The 16441-nt window shown below is 61.6% G+C and carries 19 protein-coding genes; 5 read left to right on the plus strand and 14 right to left on the minus strand.

Features of this window, described 5'->3' with window-relative positions:
- Window positions 1–172 precede the first annotated feature (172 nt).
- The 7 genes from zapE to sdhC form a co-directional block, all read right to left on the minus strand.
- Window positions 173–1336, minus strand: coding sequence for a cell division protein ZapE (zapE, locus tag ACQZ6J_RS13985; protein WP_449084492.1), 1164 nt, complete (start codon window positions 1334–1336; stop codon window positions 173–175).
- A gap of 63 nt (window positions 1337–1399) precedes the next feature.
- Window positions 1400–1927, minus strand: coding sequence for a protease inhibitor Inh/omp19 family protein (locus tag ACQZ6J_RS13990; protein ID WP_163987360.1), 528 nt, complete (start codon window positions 1925–1927; stop codon window positions 1400–1402).
- A gap of 275 nt (window positions 1928–2202) precedes the next feature.
- Window positions 2203–2982, minus strand: coding sequence for a succinate dehydrogenase iron-sulfur subunit (locus ACQZ6J_RS13995; protein WP_047630647.1), 780 nt, complete (start codon window positions 2980–2982; stop codon window positions 2203–2205).
- On the minus strand, window positions 2975–3937 hold the full coding sequence (locus ACQZ6J_RS14000; protein WP_449084493.1) for a hypothetical protein: 963 nt from the start codon (window positions 3935–3937) through the stop codon (window positions 2975–2977). The genes ACQZ6J_RS13995 and ACQZ6J_RS14000 overlap by 8 nt, the downstream gene beginning before the upstream one ends.
- Window positions 3938–5794: a succinate dehydrogenase flavoprotein subunit gene (gene sdhA, locus ACQZ6J_RS14005; RefSeq protein WP_449084494.1), complete on the minus strand. Its 1857-nt coding sequence runs from the start codon at window positions 5792–5794 to the stop codon at window positions 3938–3940.
- 7 nt (window positions 5795–5801) lie between these two features.
- Complete coding sequence (gene sdhD, locus ACQZ6J_RS14010; protein WP_163987048.1) at window positions 5802–6182, minus strand: succinate dehydrogenase, hydrophobic membrane anchor protein; 381 nt, start codon at window positions 6180–6182, stop codon at window positions 5802–5804.
- 68 nt (window positions 6183–6250) lie between these two features.
- Window positions 6251–6649, minus strand: a complete 399-nt coding sequence (sdhC, locus tag ACQZ6J_RS14015; RefSeq protein ID WP_163987049.1) for a succinate dehydrogenase, cytochrome b556 subunit — start codon at window positions 6647–6649, stop codon at window positions 6251–6253.
- 304 nt (window positions 6650–6953) lie between these two features.
- Here sdhC and ACQZ6J_RS14020 point away from each other — a divergent pair, with 304 nt between their 5' ends.
- Window positions 6954–7355, plus strand: a complete 402-nt coding sequence (locus ACQZ6J_RS14020; protein ID WP_163987050.1) for a hypothetical protein — start codon at window positions 6954–6956, stop codon at window positions 7353–7355.
- A gap of 38 nt (window positions 7356–7393) precedes the next feature.
- Here ACQZ6J_RS14020 and ACQZ6J_RS14025 read toward each other — a convergent pair whose 3' ends face one another.
- The 7 genes from ACQZ6J_RS14025 to tsaD all read right to left on the minus strand — a co-directional run bounded on the left by ACQZ6J_RS14025 (window position 7394) and on the right by tsaD (window position 11734).
- Complete coding sequence (locus tag ACQZ6J_RS14025; RefSeq protein ID WP_449084495.1) at window positions 7394–8044, minus strand: class I SAM-dependent methyltransferase; 651 nt, start codon at window positions 8042–8044, stop codon at window positions 7394–7396.
- 29 nt (window positions 8045–8073) lie between these two features.
- Window positions 8074–8505: an EVE domain-containing protein gene (locus tag ACQZ6J_RS14030; RefSeq protein WP_449084496.1), complete on the minus strand. Its 432-nt coding sequence runs from the start codon at window positions 8503–8505 to the stop codon at window positions 8074–8076.
- Between the two features lie 3 nt (window positions 8506–8508).
- On the minus strand, window positions 8509–8802 hold the full coding sequence (locus ACQZ6J_RS14035) for a YciI-like protein (protein WP_163987053.1): 294 nt from the start codon (window positions 8800–8802) through the stop codon (window positions 8509–8511).
- A 68-nt stretch (window positions 8803–8870) separates the two neighbouring features.
- Window positions 8871–9302: a PIN domain-containing protein gene (locus tag ACQZ6J_RS14040; RefSeq protein ID WP_449084497.1), complete on the minus strand. Its 432-nt coding sequence runs from the start codon at window positions 9300–9302 to the stop codon at window positions 8871–8873.
- Window positions 9299–9598 carry a hypothetical protein gene (locus ACQZ6J_RS14045; RefSeq protein WP_449084498.1) on the minus strand — a complete coding sequence of 100 codons (300 nt, stop codon included), beginning with the start codon at window positions 9596–9598 and terminating at the stop codon, window positions 9299–9301. The genes ACQZ6J_RS14040 and ACQZ6J_RS14045 overlap by 4 nt, the downstream gene beginning before the upstream one ends.
- Window positions 9599–9650: 52 nt before the next feature.
- Window positions 9651–10640: an NAD(P)H-dependent glycerol-3-phosphate dehydrogenase gene (locus tag ACQZ6J_RS14050; RefSeq protein WP_449084499.1), complete on the minus strand. Its 990-nt coding sequence runs from the start codon at window positions 10638–10640 to the stop codon at window positions 9651–9653.
- On the minus strand, window positions 10637–11734 hold the full coding sequence (tsaD, locus tag ACQZ6J_RS14055; RefSeq protein ID WP_163987057.1) for a tRNA (adenosine(37)-N6)-threonylcarbamoyltransferase complex transferase subunit TsaD: 1098 nt from the start codon (window positions 11732–11734) through the stop codon (window positions 10637–10639). The genes ACQZ6J_RS14050 and tsaD overlap by 4 nt, the downstream gene beginning before the upstream one ends.
- An 84-nt stretch (window positions 11735–11818) precedes the next feature.
- Here tsaD and hemC point away from each other — a divergent pair, with 84 nt between their 5' ends.
- The 4 genes from hemC (at window position 11819) to ACQZ6J_RS14075 (ending at window position 16439) form a co-directional block, all read left to right on the plus strand.
- Window positions 11819–12748 carry a hydroxymethylbilane synthase gene (gene hemC, locus ACQZ6J_RS14060; RefSeq protein WP_449084500.1) on the plus strand — a complete coding sequence of 310 codons (930 nt, stop codon included), beginning with the start codon at window positions 11819–11821 and terminating at the stop codon, window positions 12746–12748.
- Between the two features lie 6 nt (window positions 12749–12754).
- Window positions 12755–13483 carry a uroporphyrinogen-III synthase gene (locus tag ACQZ6J_RS14065; RefSeq protein ID WP_449084501.1) on the plus strand — a complete coding sequence of 243 codons (729 nt, stop codon included), beginning with the start codon at window positions 12755–12757 and terminating at the stop codon, window positions 13481–13483.
- Between the two features lie 79 nt (window positions 13484–13562).
- Window positions 13563–14825 (plus strand): COG4223 family protein, encoded by a 1263-nt coding sequence (locus ACQZ6J_RS14070; protein WP_449084502.1) that lies wholly within the window; start codon window positions 13563–13565, stop codon window positions 14823–14825.
- A 15-nt stretch (window positions 14826–14840) separates the two neighbouring features.
- Entirely contained in the window at window positions 14841–16439 is a 1599-nt protein-coding gene (locus ACQZ6J_RS14075; protein ID WP_449084503.1) for a heme biosynthesis HemY N-terminal domain-containing protein, read from the plus strand.
- Window positions 16440–16441 lie beyond the last annotated feature (2 nt).

Genomic DNA, 16441 nt, shown 5'->3' on the forward strand with positions numbered 1-16441 from the left:
ATCCTTTGCGATCAAAATCCGTGGCGGGACACCGTGACAGGCATCCACAATAGCCGTCAATCGCATAGACCCAAAGGGTGAAATTGGCAATTGATTATTTTGAGATCAGGAATTTCAATCGGTTAGATACAAAATATCTTACGTAAACGTAAGATGTTCTGTCACCGAATTGTTACTCGGCAGCGCGCTTGGCCGGAGTCTGGGCCAGATATTCGGCGCTGCGCATCTCGAAAAGCCGCGACGCCGTGCGGTCGAATTCGAAGCCTTCCGTCCCTCGCCGCTCCTCCAGCAGATCCTCCGGCATGGCGGCCGCGGACACGTAGAGGCGGATATTGTGATCGTAGAGCGTGTCGATAAGAATGATGAAACGCTTCGTCTGGTTGCGCTTGTCCGGGCCGAGCTTCGGCACATGATCGAGGAAGATCGTGTCGAAGCGCTCGGCGATGGCGAGGAAATCGGCGGGCCCCAGCGGCGCATCGCAAAGATCGGCGAAGGAGAAGCGCGCCATGCGATCGACGGCGAGCGGCACATGAATGGAGCGCCCCTTCATCGGGATCTCCGTCGGCTGCGCCTTGCGTCCATGCAGCGCGCCCATCCAGGAGGCATCCATCGCCATATCGGCACGCTGGTCGAGCGGCGTCAGATAGACCGGCTGGCTGTTCAGCTTCTCCATGCGGTAGTCCGTCGGCGAATCCAGCGTCACCACATCGACGTACTTTTTCAGGAGATCGATGAAGGGCAGGAACAGGCCGCGGTTGAGGCCGTCACGATAAAGATTGTCCGGCTCCACGTTCGACGTGGCGATCAGCACGCAGCCGAGCGAGAACAGCTCGGAAAACAGCCGCGACAGGATCATCGCATCGGCAATGTCGGTAACGGTGAATTCGTCGAAGCAAAGCAGTTCGGCCTCGGCGTAGAGGTCGGCGGCAACCGGCGGGATCGGGTCGGCCTGCTTGGTCTCGCCGTTCTTGAACTTCAGCCGCTGCGCCGCGATGCGGTTGTGCACATCGGTCATGAACTCGAAGAAATGCGCCCGGCGTTTCTTCTGGCAGGGCGCCATGGCGAAGAACATGTCCATCAACATGGTCTTGCCGCGTCCGACGCTGCCGTGAATGTAAAGGCCCTTGATCGTCTCGACCGACTTCTTGCGTGCAGCAAACATCCAGCCGAGCGCGCTGGATTTGGCGGCAGGCCGCTTCCGCTTGAGATCGGCAAGCACGCGGTCCAGCATTTTCGCCACATCCATCTGCGCCGAATCCACCTGGAGGGACCCGGACGCCGTCAGCGCCTTTAGCTGTTCGCAGACGCTGATCGAGTAATCTGGCATGGGCTGCATGGGGAAATATCCGCCTGTGCGAACAGGAGCGCACCCAAGGGGTGCTGCACCTTTCAAATAAGCTTATCGGCTGAGGCTGAGCGGCTGGCCGGACGCGGTCGAGCCGTCAAAGCGCGAATCCGCCGTCTTGTAGACCGTGCCGATTGTGGAGCCGTCACGATTTTTCAGGAGAACCTGCTTGCCCGAAACTTCCCACGAACCCATCGCGGTGAGTTCGCCCGCGCAACCGCGCGTACCGCCGCGCGAGCCGCTGCCGAGGTTCGTCAGCGTCAGGAACATGTCGCAGCTTGATCCGCCATTGCTGACCTTCCAGCTGCCGACCATTGATTCCTTCGTGACATCCATGGCGGATGCCGCCATCGCCTGCTGTTGCTGCGGATTGCCCGCATTCGCCGCGCCCGTTGCCGGAGCAGCCGGAAATTGCGAGCCGTTGCCGGCGCCTGCGGGCGGAAGCTGGCTGGATTGAACGGAAGGAACAGGCTGGGCCTGCAGTGGCGGGGCAGAATAACTGTCGTTGTTGTATGCCGTGCGCTGGCAACCGGCAAGCGACAGACCAATCGCCGCAGCCGTCACTGCATATCTAAACTGCATCATCACACTCCTAAATGATTGTCCACCGCTGACATCTGCAAAGATATGTTTAATGATGTCCGAATTATCGTATTTCACTTTGGTTAATCAAGTCGATACCGTCACAAATTGCAGTAGGCCATAGCTGGACAAGAATCGGGTGGTTTCAAGGCGATACGCCGAACCTCCCCTAAAATGGAGGGAAGCCGCGAACTTCGGCATCCTCTCCGATCCATGTGCCTTATCAAGGACCTATCAAATATCGCGGGCACCGCGGGAGTGACCGGAACGGCGGGTTAGACCCGCCGCTCAACCATCATCTTCTTGATTTCGGCGATTGCCTTAGCCGGGTTCAGACCCTTCGGGCAGGTCTGGGCGCAGTTCATGATCGTGTGGCAGCGATAAAGACGGAAGGGATCCTCGAGATTGTCGAGGCGTTCACCCTTGGCTTCGTCTCTGGAGTCGATGAGCCAGCGATAGGCCTGCAGCAGGACGGCGGGACCGAGATAGCGGTCGCCATTCCACCAGTAGCTCGGACAGGAGGTCGAGCAGCAGGCACAAAGGATGCACTCGTAGAGACCGTCGAGCTTCAGGCGGTCCTCGTGGCTCTGCTTCCACTCCTTGGCCGGCGGCGGCGATACCGTCTTCAGCCAGGGCTCGATGGACCGGTGCTGAGCGTAGAAATTCGTCAGGTCCGGCACGAGGTCCTTGACGACGGGCATGTGCGGCAGCGGATAGATCTTCACCGTGCCCTTGATCTCGTCCAGACCCTTGGTGCAGGCGAGCGTGTTGGTGCCGTCGATGTTCATCGCGCAGGAGCCGCAAATGCCTTCGCGACAGGAACGGCGCAGCGTCAGCGTCGGATCGATCTTGTTCTTGATGTAGAGCAGGCCGTCGAGCACCATCGGACCGCAATCGTCGATATCGATGTAGTAGGTGTCGATGCTCGGGTTCTGGCCGTCATCCGGGCTCCAGCGATAGACGCGGAATTCGCGCGTATTCTTGGCGCCGACCGGCTTCGGCCAGACCTTGCCTTCGCGCATCTGAGAGTTCTTGGGGAGAGCGAGTTCAACCATTCTTTCTATCCACCTTCACGATGTTCAGAATTAATCCAATATCTGGCGCCTCACCAGATAGATGATACATTTTGTCTATCATCGAGGCTGCATCGAAGGCCCCGCGCATCGCATTCCATTTTTTAAACTCTTCCGCAGAAGAAAGCCCTGGATAGCTACCCAGTATGGAGGCTACAATTTCCGCAACTAAAAAGGTCAGCGCAATCAGCATCGCGTAGGCAATTGCTTTGAACTCCGAGGAAGCCAGCAACGCGCTCATCGGGCTCTCATCATTATCTTCTTCGACGATTACTTTCACATGAGCATTGTAGCTCCAATGAGCATGATCACTCATCCACCCATACAAGCGCCCTACTTGAGGAAATTGGGCCGTGGTGGTCGCAATCGATTTGGTTGTCTTAGTTTTCTTGATTACTTCACCGTCATCCAAGTTATGTACGGCAAAAAACCAAGAGACCTGTTCGAGAATCATGCGCGCTATCGCTACCGCTTCAAACAACGCACCTTTATCGGCCTCCGAGAAAGCGCGCTCAAAACTATAAAAGACCCGAGTAAGCGTTAAATCGCCGATCACTTCGCCAACAAATGGCTCACGCGCCAGCAACTTCGGATACCATTTCAGTACCTCATCTACGCAAGTGATCTGCTCTCGACAACTCCGACGATAGAGCCGATCTAAACGAGCATCACCCCCGGGATCTTCTGAATATGGCTTGTCTTTGAAGTACTTTCTATAAATGTTATCGACGGATTTATTCTGCAACGAGTACGTTAAAACAGCTGCGCTAATCATCTCACGGAGACGAGCCGGATAATGCTTATCAACGCCAACTTGATAAGCGCTCCTGTTCACTGGAACTTCAAAATCCTTTCGCATAGACAACGGAAAAGCGGCCCGCAATTTTGACGAGACTCGCTCTCCGTCATCATCGGAAGCTTCGTCTAACGACAGCACTTAATATACTCGTGCCTTCGGCTCGATCTTGTGCGGATCGATGCCTTCGGCGATCAGGTCGGTGTGAACGGGACGATAGTCGAGCTTCACGTCACCGGCGTCGTTGACCCAGGCAAGCGTATGCTTGCGCCAGTTCTCGTCGTCACGGCCGGCAAACTTGCCCTCGGTGTAGTCCTCGCGGGCATGCGAGCCGCGGCTTTCCTTGCGGGCCTCGGCGCCGTAGATGGTCGTGATGGCGTTGGCCATCAGATTGTGCAGCTCCAGCGTTTCGACGAGGTCGGAATTCCAGATCAGCGAACGGTCGGTGACCTTGATGTCGGACATGTCCTTCCAGATCTCCGAAATGCGGCGGCAACCGGATTCCAGCGATTCCTGGGTGCGGAACACGGCGGCATCTTCCTGCATGGCGCGCTGCATCTTCTCGCGAAGGGCCGCCGTCGGCGTGCCGCCGCTGGCATGGCGCAGGCGATCGAAGCGTTCCATGATCTTGTCGCAGGCGGCCACGTTGACCGCCGGAACCGGGCTGTTGCGGTCGATGACCTGCGCGGCGCGGATGGCGGCGGCACGGCCGAAGACCACAAGGTCGATCAGCGAGTTGGAGCCGAGGCGGTTGGCGCCGTGCACCGATGCGCAGCCGGCTTCACCGACGGCCATCAGACCCGGCAGGATGCGCTCGGGATTGTTGCTGTCGGCATTCAGCACCTCACCCCAATAGTTGGTGGGAATGCCGCCCATGTTGTAATGGACCGTCGGCAGCACCGGGATCGGCTCGCGGGTCACGTCGACGCCGGCGAAGATGCGCGCGCTCTCGGAAATACCGGGCAGGCGCTCATGCAGCACGGCCGGATCGAGATGGTCGAGATGCAGGAAGATATGGTCCTTGTTCTTGCCGACGCCGCGACCCTCGCGGATTTCCAGCGTCATGCAGCGCGAAACCACGTCGCGCGAGGCAAGGTCCTTCGCCGAAGGAGCATAGCGCTCCATGAAGCGCTCGCCCTCGGAATTGACGAGATAGCCGCCTTCGCCGCGCGCGCCTTCGGTGATCAGACATCCCGAACCGTAGATACCGGTCGGATGGAACTGCACGAATTCCATGTCCTGCAGCGGCAGGCCGGCACGGGCCACCATGCCGCCGCCGTCACCGGTGCAGGTGTGGGCCGAGGTTGCCGAGAAATAGGCGCGGCCGTAGCCGCCGGTCGCCAGCACCACCATCTTGGCGGCGAAACGATGGATCGTGCCGTCATCGAGGCACCAGGCAACGACGCCTGTGCAGCGGCTGCCATCGTCGGACATGATGAGGTCGAGCGCGAAATACTCGATGAAGAATTCGGCGTTGTTGCGCAGCGACTGGCCGTAAAGCGTATGCAGGATGGCGTGGCCGGTGCGGTCGGCGGCTGCGCAGGTGCGCTGCACCGGCGGTCCCTCGCCGAAGTTCTGCATGTGGCCGCCGAACGGGCGCTGATAGATCTTGCCTTCCTCGTTGCGCGAGAAAGGCACGCCGTAGTGCTCGAGCTCGTAGACGGCCTTCGGCGCTTCCATGACCATATACTGCATGGCGTCGACGTCGCCGAGCCAGTCCGAGCCCTTGACGGTGTCGTAGAGGTGCCACTGCCAGCTGTCCGGCGTCATATTCTGCAGCGAAGCCGCGATGCCGCCCTGGGCTGCGACGGTGTGCGAACGCGTCGGGAAGACCTTGGTGATGCAGGCGGTGCGGAAGCCCTGCTCGGCCATGCCGAGCGTTGCGCGCAGGCCGGCGCCGCCGGCGCCAACGACGATCACATCATACGAGTGATCGACATACTTGTAGGCTTTCCCGTTTTGAGCAGGCCCATTCTGAGTGGATGAGTTCGGTGCCATGATGCATTTATCCTACGAACGCGATCTTCAGAATGGCGAAAAGACAGAGCCCCGCCATGACGATCGCGAAGAACGTGTTGAGCATGAGAAGGACGATCTTGCCGAATTCGCCGTGGACATAGTCCTCGATGATGACCTGCATGCCGAGCTTCATGTGAATGATGCCGGAGACCACCATCAGGCCCATAATGACGGCGACGAGCGGGTTCGACAGCGCGTGCACGACTTCCGCGTAGGGCGCGCCGGCGTAGATCATCAGGAAGATGACGAAGAAGAGGAATAGTGGAACGTTGGCAACCGCGGTCAGGCGCTGACGCCAGAAATGATCGGTGCCTTCCTTGGCGGAACCGAGACCGCGGACTTTGCCCAGAGGAGTGCGCATATCCATGAGAAATATCCTTTAAAGCACATGATCCCGAAAAGCGTTCGAACGCTTTTCGGGAACAATCATGCCAATCAACCCAGCCGGATGACGATGCCGATGATCCAGACCAGCGCGGTCAGACAGATCGAGGCGACGAGCGTGAGCTTGGCCATCCTGGTCGAGACGGCGGGATCGAAACCGTGCCCGAGGTCCCAGACGAAGTGGCGCAGACCGCCGATCAGATGGTGCAGCAGCGCCCAGGTGTAGCCAAGCAGGATGATCCGGCCGATGATCGTGCCCATGATCCAGTTGACCAGGTCGAAATAGGCCTGGCCCGTCGCGGCGGCGATCAGCCACCAGGCGACCAGCAGCGTGCCGAAGTAGAGCGCACCACCGGTAATGCGGTGGACGATCGACATGACCATGGTGGGAATGGGTTTGTAGATTTGCAGATGCGGCGACAGTGGCCGGCTTTGTGTGACGTTCGCCATCAGAACCTCGCGGCGTTACGATACGCTTAGAACCCGGATCTCCGGGGCAACGCGCGCGCAGAGACGTGCAGTGTGCGTTGCATCATTGCGACCATTAATCGCCGAAATGCCTATCGACAAGCACAATTGATGCCTGCATTGAATTTAATCGATTGGGGTCGCTCTGCACTTTAGCGAGCATGCAACGACGAGCTTCCCATTCCGGGCTATTTACCATTTCGGCAACCCTGACGTGGACTTCGCGGCGGTCTTGAGGCAATCTGCCGTTAAGATTTCATTAACGGACCGAAGCGGAGGACGAATCATGACGCCGCATCTTTTAAAGGCAGCAGCGCTCGTTTTGGCGGCAGCGGCCATTCTTTCCTCGACGCAGGCGTCGGCGGACGACTATCGCCACAGGCATCATCACAACCATTCGGGCATCGTACGCCTGCACCAGATTTCCGAGCCGCAGGGCGCTGGGCTGCAGCAGCCGGCCAGGATCGTGGTCATGGAGCGGCGCGACGCCGCGAACGCCGGCACCTATGCCGGCACGGCCGACGTCTATCATGCCAATGGCGGCACGTATGTATTGGGCTATGGCGGGTATAATCCCTATGCCCGCCCCGCCGTGACGCAGCCAAGGCCGCGGGCAAAGGTCATCAACGTCCGCTATGCCGGCAATCCGTGCTCATACGAAGCCGGCGTCTGCGTCATCCGGCACTGACGGGCCAGAGCATTTTCCGAAGAGATTGTAGCGGCGTTCTAGCCAGCGAGAAATCGCCAGACCGTAGTTTTCTTGACCTCGCTGTCCTCCAGCGCCCGCGTCACCGGCACCTGGTAAATCGCCTGCTCTTCCAGGCGGTCCTTGGGAAGATAGGCCCTGCCGGGATCGCCGACCAGAACGGACCTCCCTTCGCCCGCCAAGCGCCGCAGCCAGGGGACGAGGCCGGCGGCGAAATCGCGATCATAGAAGACGTCGCCGGCAAGAATTACGTCCGCATCCACGGCCCGACCGACGATATTCTCACTGGCAAATTCGAGGGCGACGCCGTTTTCGACGGCATTGAGCCGGATGGCCGTCCCCGCCCACGGGTCGATATCGACAGCAAGCACATGGCTTGCGCCCGCTTGCCTGGCCGCGATGGCGACAAGCCCGGAGCCGCTGGCAAAGTCGAGCACGGTCCTGCCGGCCACGGCCTCGGGATGATCGAGGATATAGCGTGCCAGGCCTTGGCCGCCCGCCCAGGCGAAGGCCCAGAAGGGCGGCGGCAGGCCGATCTCTTCCAGCTCCTCTTCCGTCTTCAGCCACAGCTCATGCGCCTCGCTCGCCAGATGCAGCCGGATCTCCGGCACATGCGGCGGCGCCATCAGGCTGGTGTTGGCGCGGATGAAGCTTTCAGGATCGGTTTTCAAAGAGCCCGCACCCACCGAATCAGGCCGGATCAGACCGGCGGATTGTCCAGGCCGCCCATGCGGCAGACTTCGGCATATTCCTCATCCGTGACAGGCTGAACGGAGAGCCGCATGGAGGTGACGAGTGCCATCTGCGAAAGCTTCGGATTGGCCTTGACGTCCTTCAAGGACACCGGCTTCGGCAGGTCGCGGACGGCGCGGATATCGACGCACTCCCAGCGCGGATCGTCCTTGGCGGTCGAATCGGGATGCGCCAGCGCGCAAACCTCGACGATACCGACGATCTCCAGCCCGTCGTTGGAATGATAGAAGAAGCCCTTGTCGCCGATCTGCATGGCCCGCATGTTGTTGCGGGCGAGATAGTTGCGCACGCCGGTCCACTCGGTTCCCTTGTCGCCGGCATCCTTCTGCTGCTGCCAGGACCAGGAGGACGGCTCGGATTTATAAAGCCAGTGCGCCATGTCTCATGCCCCCGGATTGTTGAAGACCCAGTTGAACGGCTTGATCTCGACGCTCTCGAACAGGCCGGCCTTCGTGTACGGATCGGCATCGGCGATCGCGACGGCCGCTTCGACGCTTTCGGCATCGACGATGACCAGGCTGCCGTTCGGCTTGCCTTCCGCGTCGAGGAAAGGACCCGCCATCTTCAGCGTGCCTTCGGCATTGAGCTTGTTCAGGTGTTCCACATGCGCCGGGCGCGTCTCCATGCGGACATTCAGGTAACCGGGCTTGTCCTTGCAGACAAAGGCGAACAGCATGGTTTGGTTCTCCCAATAAAATCGAAACTATCGATAGTGACGGATAAAGCCTCAATCGCGAGAGGTCATCACATTTCTGCGCGAAGGGGATTGATGATATCGAGGCCCCAGAAATCGGCTTCGTTATGGGTAGCGATAATGCAATCATTCGCAATTGCAACAGAGGCAATCAACATGTCCATAGGATCACGTTGCCTTCCCGCCGCCTTGCCCTCCGCCATGAGTTGAGCCCAGATCAAAGCAGCGTTCTCCTCGAACGGGAGGATACGCCCGGCAAAATAGACTTGCGGTCCCTGACTACCAAGAAACCAGGATTCGAGATCATCACGCTTGCGCCCCTTCGGCATGATCAGGATGCCGCGCCGAATTTCGGCGATCGTGGACGCTGCGATGAAAAGATTGTGATCCAATTGAGCCTCAAACCATCGCACGAGATACGGCGACGGTTCGGGTTTAATAGTGTTGCTGATGATATTGGTATCCAGCAAATAGCGCGTCAAAGATCGATCTCGCGCACTTCGGTTCTTACCCTTTCGAGATCGATGTCGGCTCCGACGAGCGGCGAACTGCGTAGCCAAGCGTAAACGCCGCCCTTTTTCGGCGGTTCGCCCGAAACTGTTTTCATCAGGACATCGCGAATCTGGGCCGATTGCGTTCCGCCCTCTGCCAGTCGCCGCGCCATCTCCCTGATGAGAGCTTTATCACTATCGAGCCCAAGCACCTCAAAACGAGCGAGACCGCGCTCGCCAAGACGGGAGCGGTAGTTCTGAATTGCGCGTTTTTGCGAGTTGCTCATCAGACCCTCCGATATATCCAGTAATATATCCAGAGCGTCGGTGACATTCAAGCTATTCCGTGGTGATCGGCCGCGTCATCAATTGCCCGATAGCGGCCGTGATGTCGAGCTTGCCGTCGATGATGGCGGAAACTGCGTCGGTGATCGGCATGTCGACGCCGAGTTCGTGGGCGAGCCGCGCGGCGATGGATGCGGCATAGGCGCCTTCGACCAGTGTGCCGTGCGCCGGGTCGACGATGTCGCCCTGGCCAAGCGCGATACCAAATCTGAGATTGCGGGATTGGTGGCTGGTGGCCGTCAGCACGAGGTCGCCGAGGCCCGAAAGCCCGCGCACCGTTTCCGCCTTGCCGCCCTTGGCCGCGACGAAGCGCGACATTTCGGCGAGACCGCGGCTGATCAGCGCCGCGCGCGCGGAATCGCCGATCCCTCGGCCCTCGACGATGCCGCAGGCAATGGCGAGAACATTCTTCAGCGCGCCGCCGAGCTGCACGCCGATGCGGTCGTCCGATGCATAGAGACGGAAGGTCGGGCCGGAAATAGCCTGGGCAAGCCTTTCCGCCACGGCCATGTCGGCCGCGGCGATCGCCATGGCGGTCGGCAGGCCCTTGGCGATATCGGCGGCAAAACCCGGCCCGGAGAGAACGGCGACGGCGTGCTCCGGCAGCTCCCGCTCCAGCATGTCGGTCAGCAGATCGCCGGAAACCTTGTCGATGCCCTTGGCGCAGGTCACGACGATGGCATCCTTGGCAAGATAAGGACCATAGTGCCGGGCAGCATCGGCCTGCGCCTGCGAGGGCATGGCGAAAAGCACGATGCCGGCATTGGAAACTGCATCCGGCTCGGCGGAAAACTCCAGCGAATCCGGAAGTTCGATGCCGGGCAGCACGGCATCATGCATGCGATCGGCGGCAAGATCCGCCATCAGCCCGGCGTTGCGTCCGACGAGCGTCACGTCGCTGCGGCCGGTGAGCGCGATGACGGCTGCAAGCGCCGTGCCGAAGGCGCCTGCGCCGATGACTGCGATCCGCTCCCTGCCGCTCATGCTTTCGCTCCTCGCTTGCCGTGCCCGAGCAGAGTTTCCGCCTTCTGATCCAGCGGCCAGCGCGAACGCGGCTGCACGTCGAGATCGTCAGGTGCCCTGCCCGTCGCCATGCGCTCGAGTCCCGCCCAGGCGATCATGACGGCATTGTCCGTACACAATCTCAATGGCGGCGCGATGAAGCGGAAGCCGTTGGCATCGCAAAGTTCCTGCAGCGTGCGGCGCAGCTCGAGATTGGCGGCGACGCCGCCTGCCACCACCAGCGACGGCTTGTCCGCCATCTTCGGGAATTCCGCCTTGAACCGTTGCAGCCCGCGGCCGATGCGGTCCTTCAAGGTGCGCGAGATCGCCTTCTGGAAAGAGGCGCAGATATCGGCGATATCCTGCTCCGTTACCGGCGCGATCGCCGTCGCCGCCTGCCGCACGGCCGTCTTCAGGCCGGAAAAGGAAAAGTCGAGGCGCGCCTCGCCGACCAGCGGCCGGGGAAGATCGAAGCGGTCCGGATTGCCGCTTTTCGCGGCGGCTTCCACGGCCGGGCCGCCGGGATAGGGCAATCCCAGCAGCTTGGCCGTCTTGTCGAAGGCTTCGCCGAGAGCATCGTCGATGGTCGTCCCCCAGCGCTCGTATTCGCCGACGCCGCGCACCAGGATCAGCTGGGTATGGCCGCCGGAAACGAGCAGCATGAGATAGGGAAAGCCAAGCCCGTCCGTCAGCCGCGCCGTCAGGGCATGGCCTTCCAGATGGTTGATGGCGTATAATGGCTTGCCTGTGGCACGCGAGATCGCCTTGCCGGTCATAAGGCCGACGAGCAGCCCGCCAATGAGGCCCGGGCCTGACGTCGCGGCGATGGCGTCGACGTCCGAGAGCGACACATTGGCGCGTTTCAATGCCTCGTCGATCAGCGTATCCAGCGCCTCGACATGCGCCCGCGCGGCAATTTCCGGCACGACGCCGCCATAGGCGCTATGCTCGTCCAACTGGCTGAGGACGACATCGGAACAAACCGTGGGCGTGCCGTCATCCCGGCGCTCGACAATGGCTGCAGCGGTTTCGTCGCAGCTTGTTTCGATGCCGAGAATACGAAGAATGGGTGCCATGGAGAATGTTCGTTGCCTACAGGTCGATTGCGGTAAAGCGGAAATATGGTTACGGGAACTGTCGGTAACAACGGATCAAAGCGGATGCAAACAAAACCTTTCCGGATCGGCACGCGCGGCAGCCCGCTGGCGCTCGCCCAGGCGCACGAGGCACGCGACCGTCTGATGGCGGCCCACGGCCTTCCGGAGGAGATGTTCGAAATCGTCGTTCTCACGACCAAGGGCGACCGCATCACCGACCGCTCGCTGGCGGCAATCGGCGGCAAGGGCCTGTTCACGGAGGAGCTTGAAGAGAAGCTGACTTCGGGCGAGCTCGACTTCGCCGTGCACTCGGCCAAGGACATGGCGACCAAGCTGCCGCAAGGCCTGGCGTTGACGGCCTACCTGCCGCGCGAGGACATTCGCGATTCCGTCATCGGCCGCACCGCGCCGAAACTGACCGAGCTGCCGCATGGCGCGACCGTCGGTTCGGCCTCGCTGCGCCGCCAGGCGCTGATCCGCCGCCTGCGCCCGGATATCAACGTCATCACCTTCCGCGGTTCGGTCCAGACCCGTCTCCGCAAGCTGGAAGAGGGACAGGCCGACGCGACATTGCTGGCGCTCGCCGGCCTGAAGCGGCTCGGCATGGTCGAAATCATCACGGATATTCTCGACCCGGACGAATTCCCGCCGGCACCTGCGCAAGGCGCGATCGCTATCGAAAGCCGAATCGACGACGCGCGGATGAACGACCTGCTTGCCGCCATCAACGACGGGCCGACCTTCGATACCGTATCCTGCGAACGGGCTTTCCTTGCCGCGCTTGACGGCTCCTGTCGTACGCCGATAGCCGGCTACGCAATCTGCGAAGGCGATCATCTGCGCTTCTTCGGCATGATCCTCACCCCGGATGGCAAGCAGGTGCACACGACCACCATCGAAGGTCACCGGCGCGATGCCGAGGCGCTCGGCATCAATGCCGGCCAGGCGATCCGCGCCGAGGCCGGCAGCACCTTCTTCGAAGACTGGACCTGACGAACGATGCGCGTCGTCGTCACCCGCCCTCGGCATTCGGGTGAACGCACCGTGCGGCGGCTGGCGCAGATGGGACACGAGCCCCTGCTGCTGCCGCTGGCAGAACCCGTCCATTGCCTGGAGGAGGCGAAGCAAGCGCTTCGGCAGACGGAGGGCGCCATCGCCGTCACCAGCGCCGAGGCGATCCGGGTGCTTGCCGCATTGGCATCGGATCTGAAACCGCATCTGTCTCGTCCACTTTTTGCCGTCGGCAAGGCAACGGCCAAAGAAGCGGCGGCCCTGGGATTTGACACTATCGTCGTATCGGAGGGTGGGGGCACCGAACTCGCGACCCTCATTTCAAGCCACCCGGCAAGCCTGAACGCCACCCCTCTCCTTTATCTCGCCGGCTCTCCCCGCGCAGCCGGGTTCGAAACGAGATTGGAGGAATTGCGCCTGCCGTTCCTTACCGTCGAATGCTACCGCATGCGCGACCTTAGCCCCGACGATGCCGTTCTCCGCCGGCTTTTCGTCGACATCCGGGCGGATGCCGTACTGCTTTATTCCCATCAGACGGCCAAACGCCTTTTCAGCCTGCCTTTCGTCGAACGAAACCCCGAAGTCTTCGCGGACATGCGGTTCCTCTGCCTGAGCGAAGCCATCGCCGAAGCGATTCCCGCATCGATGCGTTTGCATGTCGATATCGCCGACATGCCGAGCGAAGACCGGCTTCTGACGCTTCTGATCCACGCGTGAGGCCGCAATTTTGATGTAAGGCCTTTCCATAATCGTCTTGTCTGTCTAACTTCGTTGCAGCGCATGAAAAGAGGACCTCATGGTACCGGGAAAACCGCCTAACCATTCGAAGCCCAACGACGAGCCGGTCACGATCGACCTGGAAGCCGAAAAAACTGCGCAGGACGCGGCGCCCGAAGATATCACCGAGCGCAGTCACGACGAATTCGGCTCCTCATCCGCCAATGAAGTGGAAATGCCGCTCGAAGCGGAGAGGGAGCCGCTTCGCGAAGACGTGCAGGAGCCTGTCTCCGCTTCCGAGCCGGAAGAGCCGCAGGCATCGGCACGGCACGCCGATCCCGCCCCTTCCTATGCCGAGCAGCCACAGCAGCCACGGCGGGAAGGGTCGACCTCCGGCCTTGTCGCGGCCGGCATCGTCGGCGGTTTGATTGCGCTCGTCTGCGCGGGCGCCCTGCAATATGCCGGCGTCTTGCCCGGCGGCCGTAGCGGCAAGGACACGTCCGCCGATATCGCCGCATTGAATGCAGAGATCGATGGCCTCAAGCAGAGCGTCGCCAATCTCGCCGCCGCGCCCGCAGCCAAGCCGGACGAAACGCTTGCGGCCCGCGTCGCCGCCCTTGAGACCAGCGCTGCCAATGGCACTTCGGCGGGCGGATCGGGCGAAACAAATGCGGCGTCGGACCAGAAGATCGCTTCACTGAGCGGCGAAGTCGAGCAGCTGAAGGCGGATCTCAGCAAGGCGACCCAGACTCAGGCCACATCCGATGCCGAAGTCAGCAAGCGTCTCGACGATGCCGAAAAGAAGCTGAGCGGACCGAGCCAGGAGAGTGCCGTTGCCCGCGCGATCGCGGCGGCTGCGCTGAAGGCCGCCATCGACCGCGGCGGCCCCTTCCAGCCCGAACTCGACACCTTCGCCAATGTCGCATCGGACGATCCGGCCGTCGCTGATCTCAAGAACTTCGCCCAGACCGGCGTTCCCTCCCGCGCCGACCTGATCCGTCAGGTTTCCGACGTGGCGACGGTGATCGTCGCGACGGCCCAGACCGACGATCCGAACCAGAGCTGGAGCGACCGCCTGATGTCGAGCGCCAAGTCGCTGGTCCAGGTTCGTCCCGTCGGCAACGTCCCCGGCGACGGCATCGATGCCATCGCCGCCCGTTTCGAGGACAAGGTCAGGAATGGCGATCTGCCGGGTGCCGTGACGGAGTGGAACAACCTGCCCGACGCGGCCAAGTCGGCTTCCGCCGCCTTCAAGCAATCGCTGGAGGCCCGCATCCGCGTCGAGGATCTGGTAAGCGATGCCCTGTCGAAGGCGATCGCCAATACCGGGAAACAGAATTAAGGACGGAGCGCGGCAATGATCAGACTGCTTATCTTCGCCATTCTTATCCTCGCTCTCGGCTATGGTTTTTCCTGGCTGGCGGACCGCCCCGGCGATCTCTCGCTGGTGTGGGAAGGCCAGCTTTACCAGACCAAGCTGATCGTCGCCGCCGCGATCCTGATCGCATTGGTCGCCGCCGTCATGATTCTCTGGTGGTTCGTGCGGCTGATCTGGACGTCGCCGCATTCCGTCACCCGCTATTTCCGTGCCCGCAAGCGCGATCGCGGCTATCAGGCGCTTTCGACCGGCCTGATCGCGGCCGGCGCCGGCAATGCGCTGCTCGCCCGCAAGATGGCCGCGCGCACCCGTGGCCTCATCCGCGCCGATCAGGAGCCGCTCATCAACCTGCTGGAAGCACAGGCGGCCTTGATCGAAGGCAAGCACGACGAGGCACGCCAGAAGTTCGAGCTGATGGCAAACGATCCGGAAACGCGCGAACTCGGATTGCGCGGCCTCTATCTCGAAGCCAAGCGCCTCGGTGCCCATGAAGCTGCGCGGCAATATGCCGAGAAGGCCGCCGACCAGGCGCCCTATCTGCCCTGGGCGGCGCAGGCGACGCTGGAATATCGCAGCCAGGCCGGCCGCTGGGACGACGCCATCAAGCTTCTGGACCAGCAGAAGGTCGCCCACGTCGTCGACAAGACGACGGCCAACCGCCAACGCGCCGTGCTCCTGACGGCGCGCGCCGACGACAAACTGGAAAGCGACCCTGCCGGCGCCCGCGACGATGCGCTGTCCGCGCTGAAGCTTGTCGCCGATTTCGTGCCCGCGGCGCTGATTGCGGCAAAGGCCCTCTTTCGCGAGGACAAGGTGCGCAAGGCCGCCTCCATCCTCGAGCAGGTCTGGAAGACACATCCGCATCCCGAGATCGGCAGGGCCTATGTGCGGGCCCGCAGCGGCGATTCCGTCACCGACCGCCTGAAGCGCGCCGAACGACTGGAAGCCATCCGCCCGAACAATGTCGAAGCGCTGCTGCTGACGGCCAAGGCGGCCATGGACGCCGGCGATTTCGGCAAGGCCCGGGCCAAGGCCGAAGCCGCAGCGCGGATCGATGCGCGTGAAGGCGCTTTCCTACTGCTGGCCGATATCGAGGAGGCCGAAACCGGAGATCAGGGCCGCGTCCGTCACTGGATGGCGCAGGCATTGCGTGCGCCGCGCGATCCCGCCTGGGTCGCCGATGGCTTCGTATCGGAGAAATGGTTGCCGCTGTCGCCGGTCACCGGCCGTCTCGACGCCTTCGAATGGAAAGCGCCCTTCGGCCAGATCGAGGGGCCAGTGGAAGAGGGCTCCACGGTATCGGTCGACGCGGCGCTGAAGTCGCTTCCCCCCATGCGTGAGGCAGCGCCTGCAACCACGACGGAGGCGCCGAATTCACCGAAAGTTGCATCGCCGACGGCCGATACCTATGTCATGGAATTGGAGCCCGCAACGGCAAAGGCCGCGCCGAGCGCGGCTGCCGCAACGCCGCAGCAGCCGTCGGAACAGCGACCCTTCTTCGGTGGCGCGCCGGACGATCCGGGCGTGAAGGATAGAAGGCTTGAACCGGAACCCAAGACACGGCTCAAGTTGTTCTAATG

The organism is Rhizobium sp. A37_96 (genome assembly GCF_053521765.1).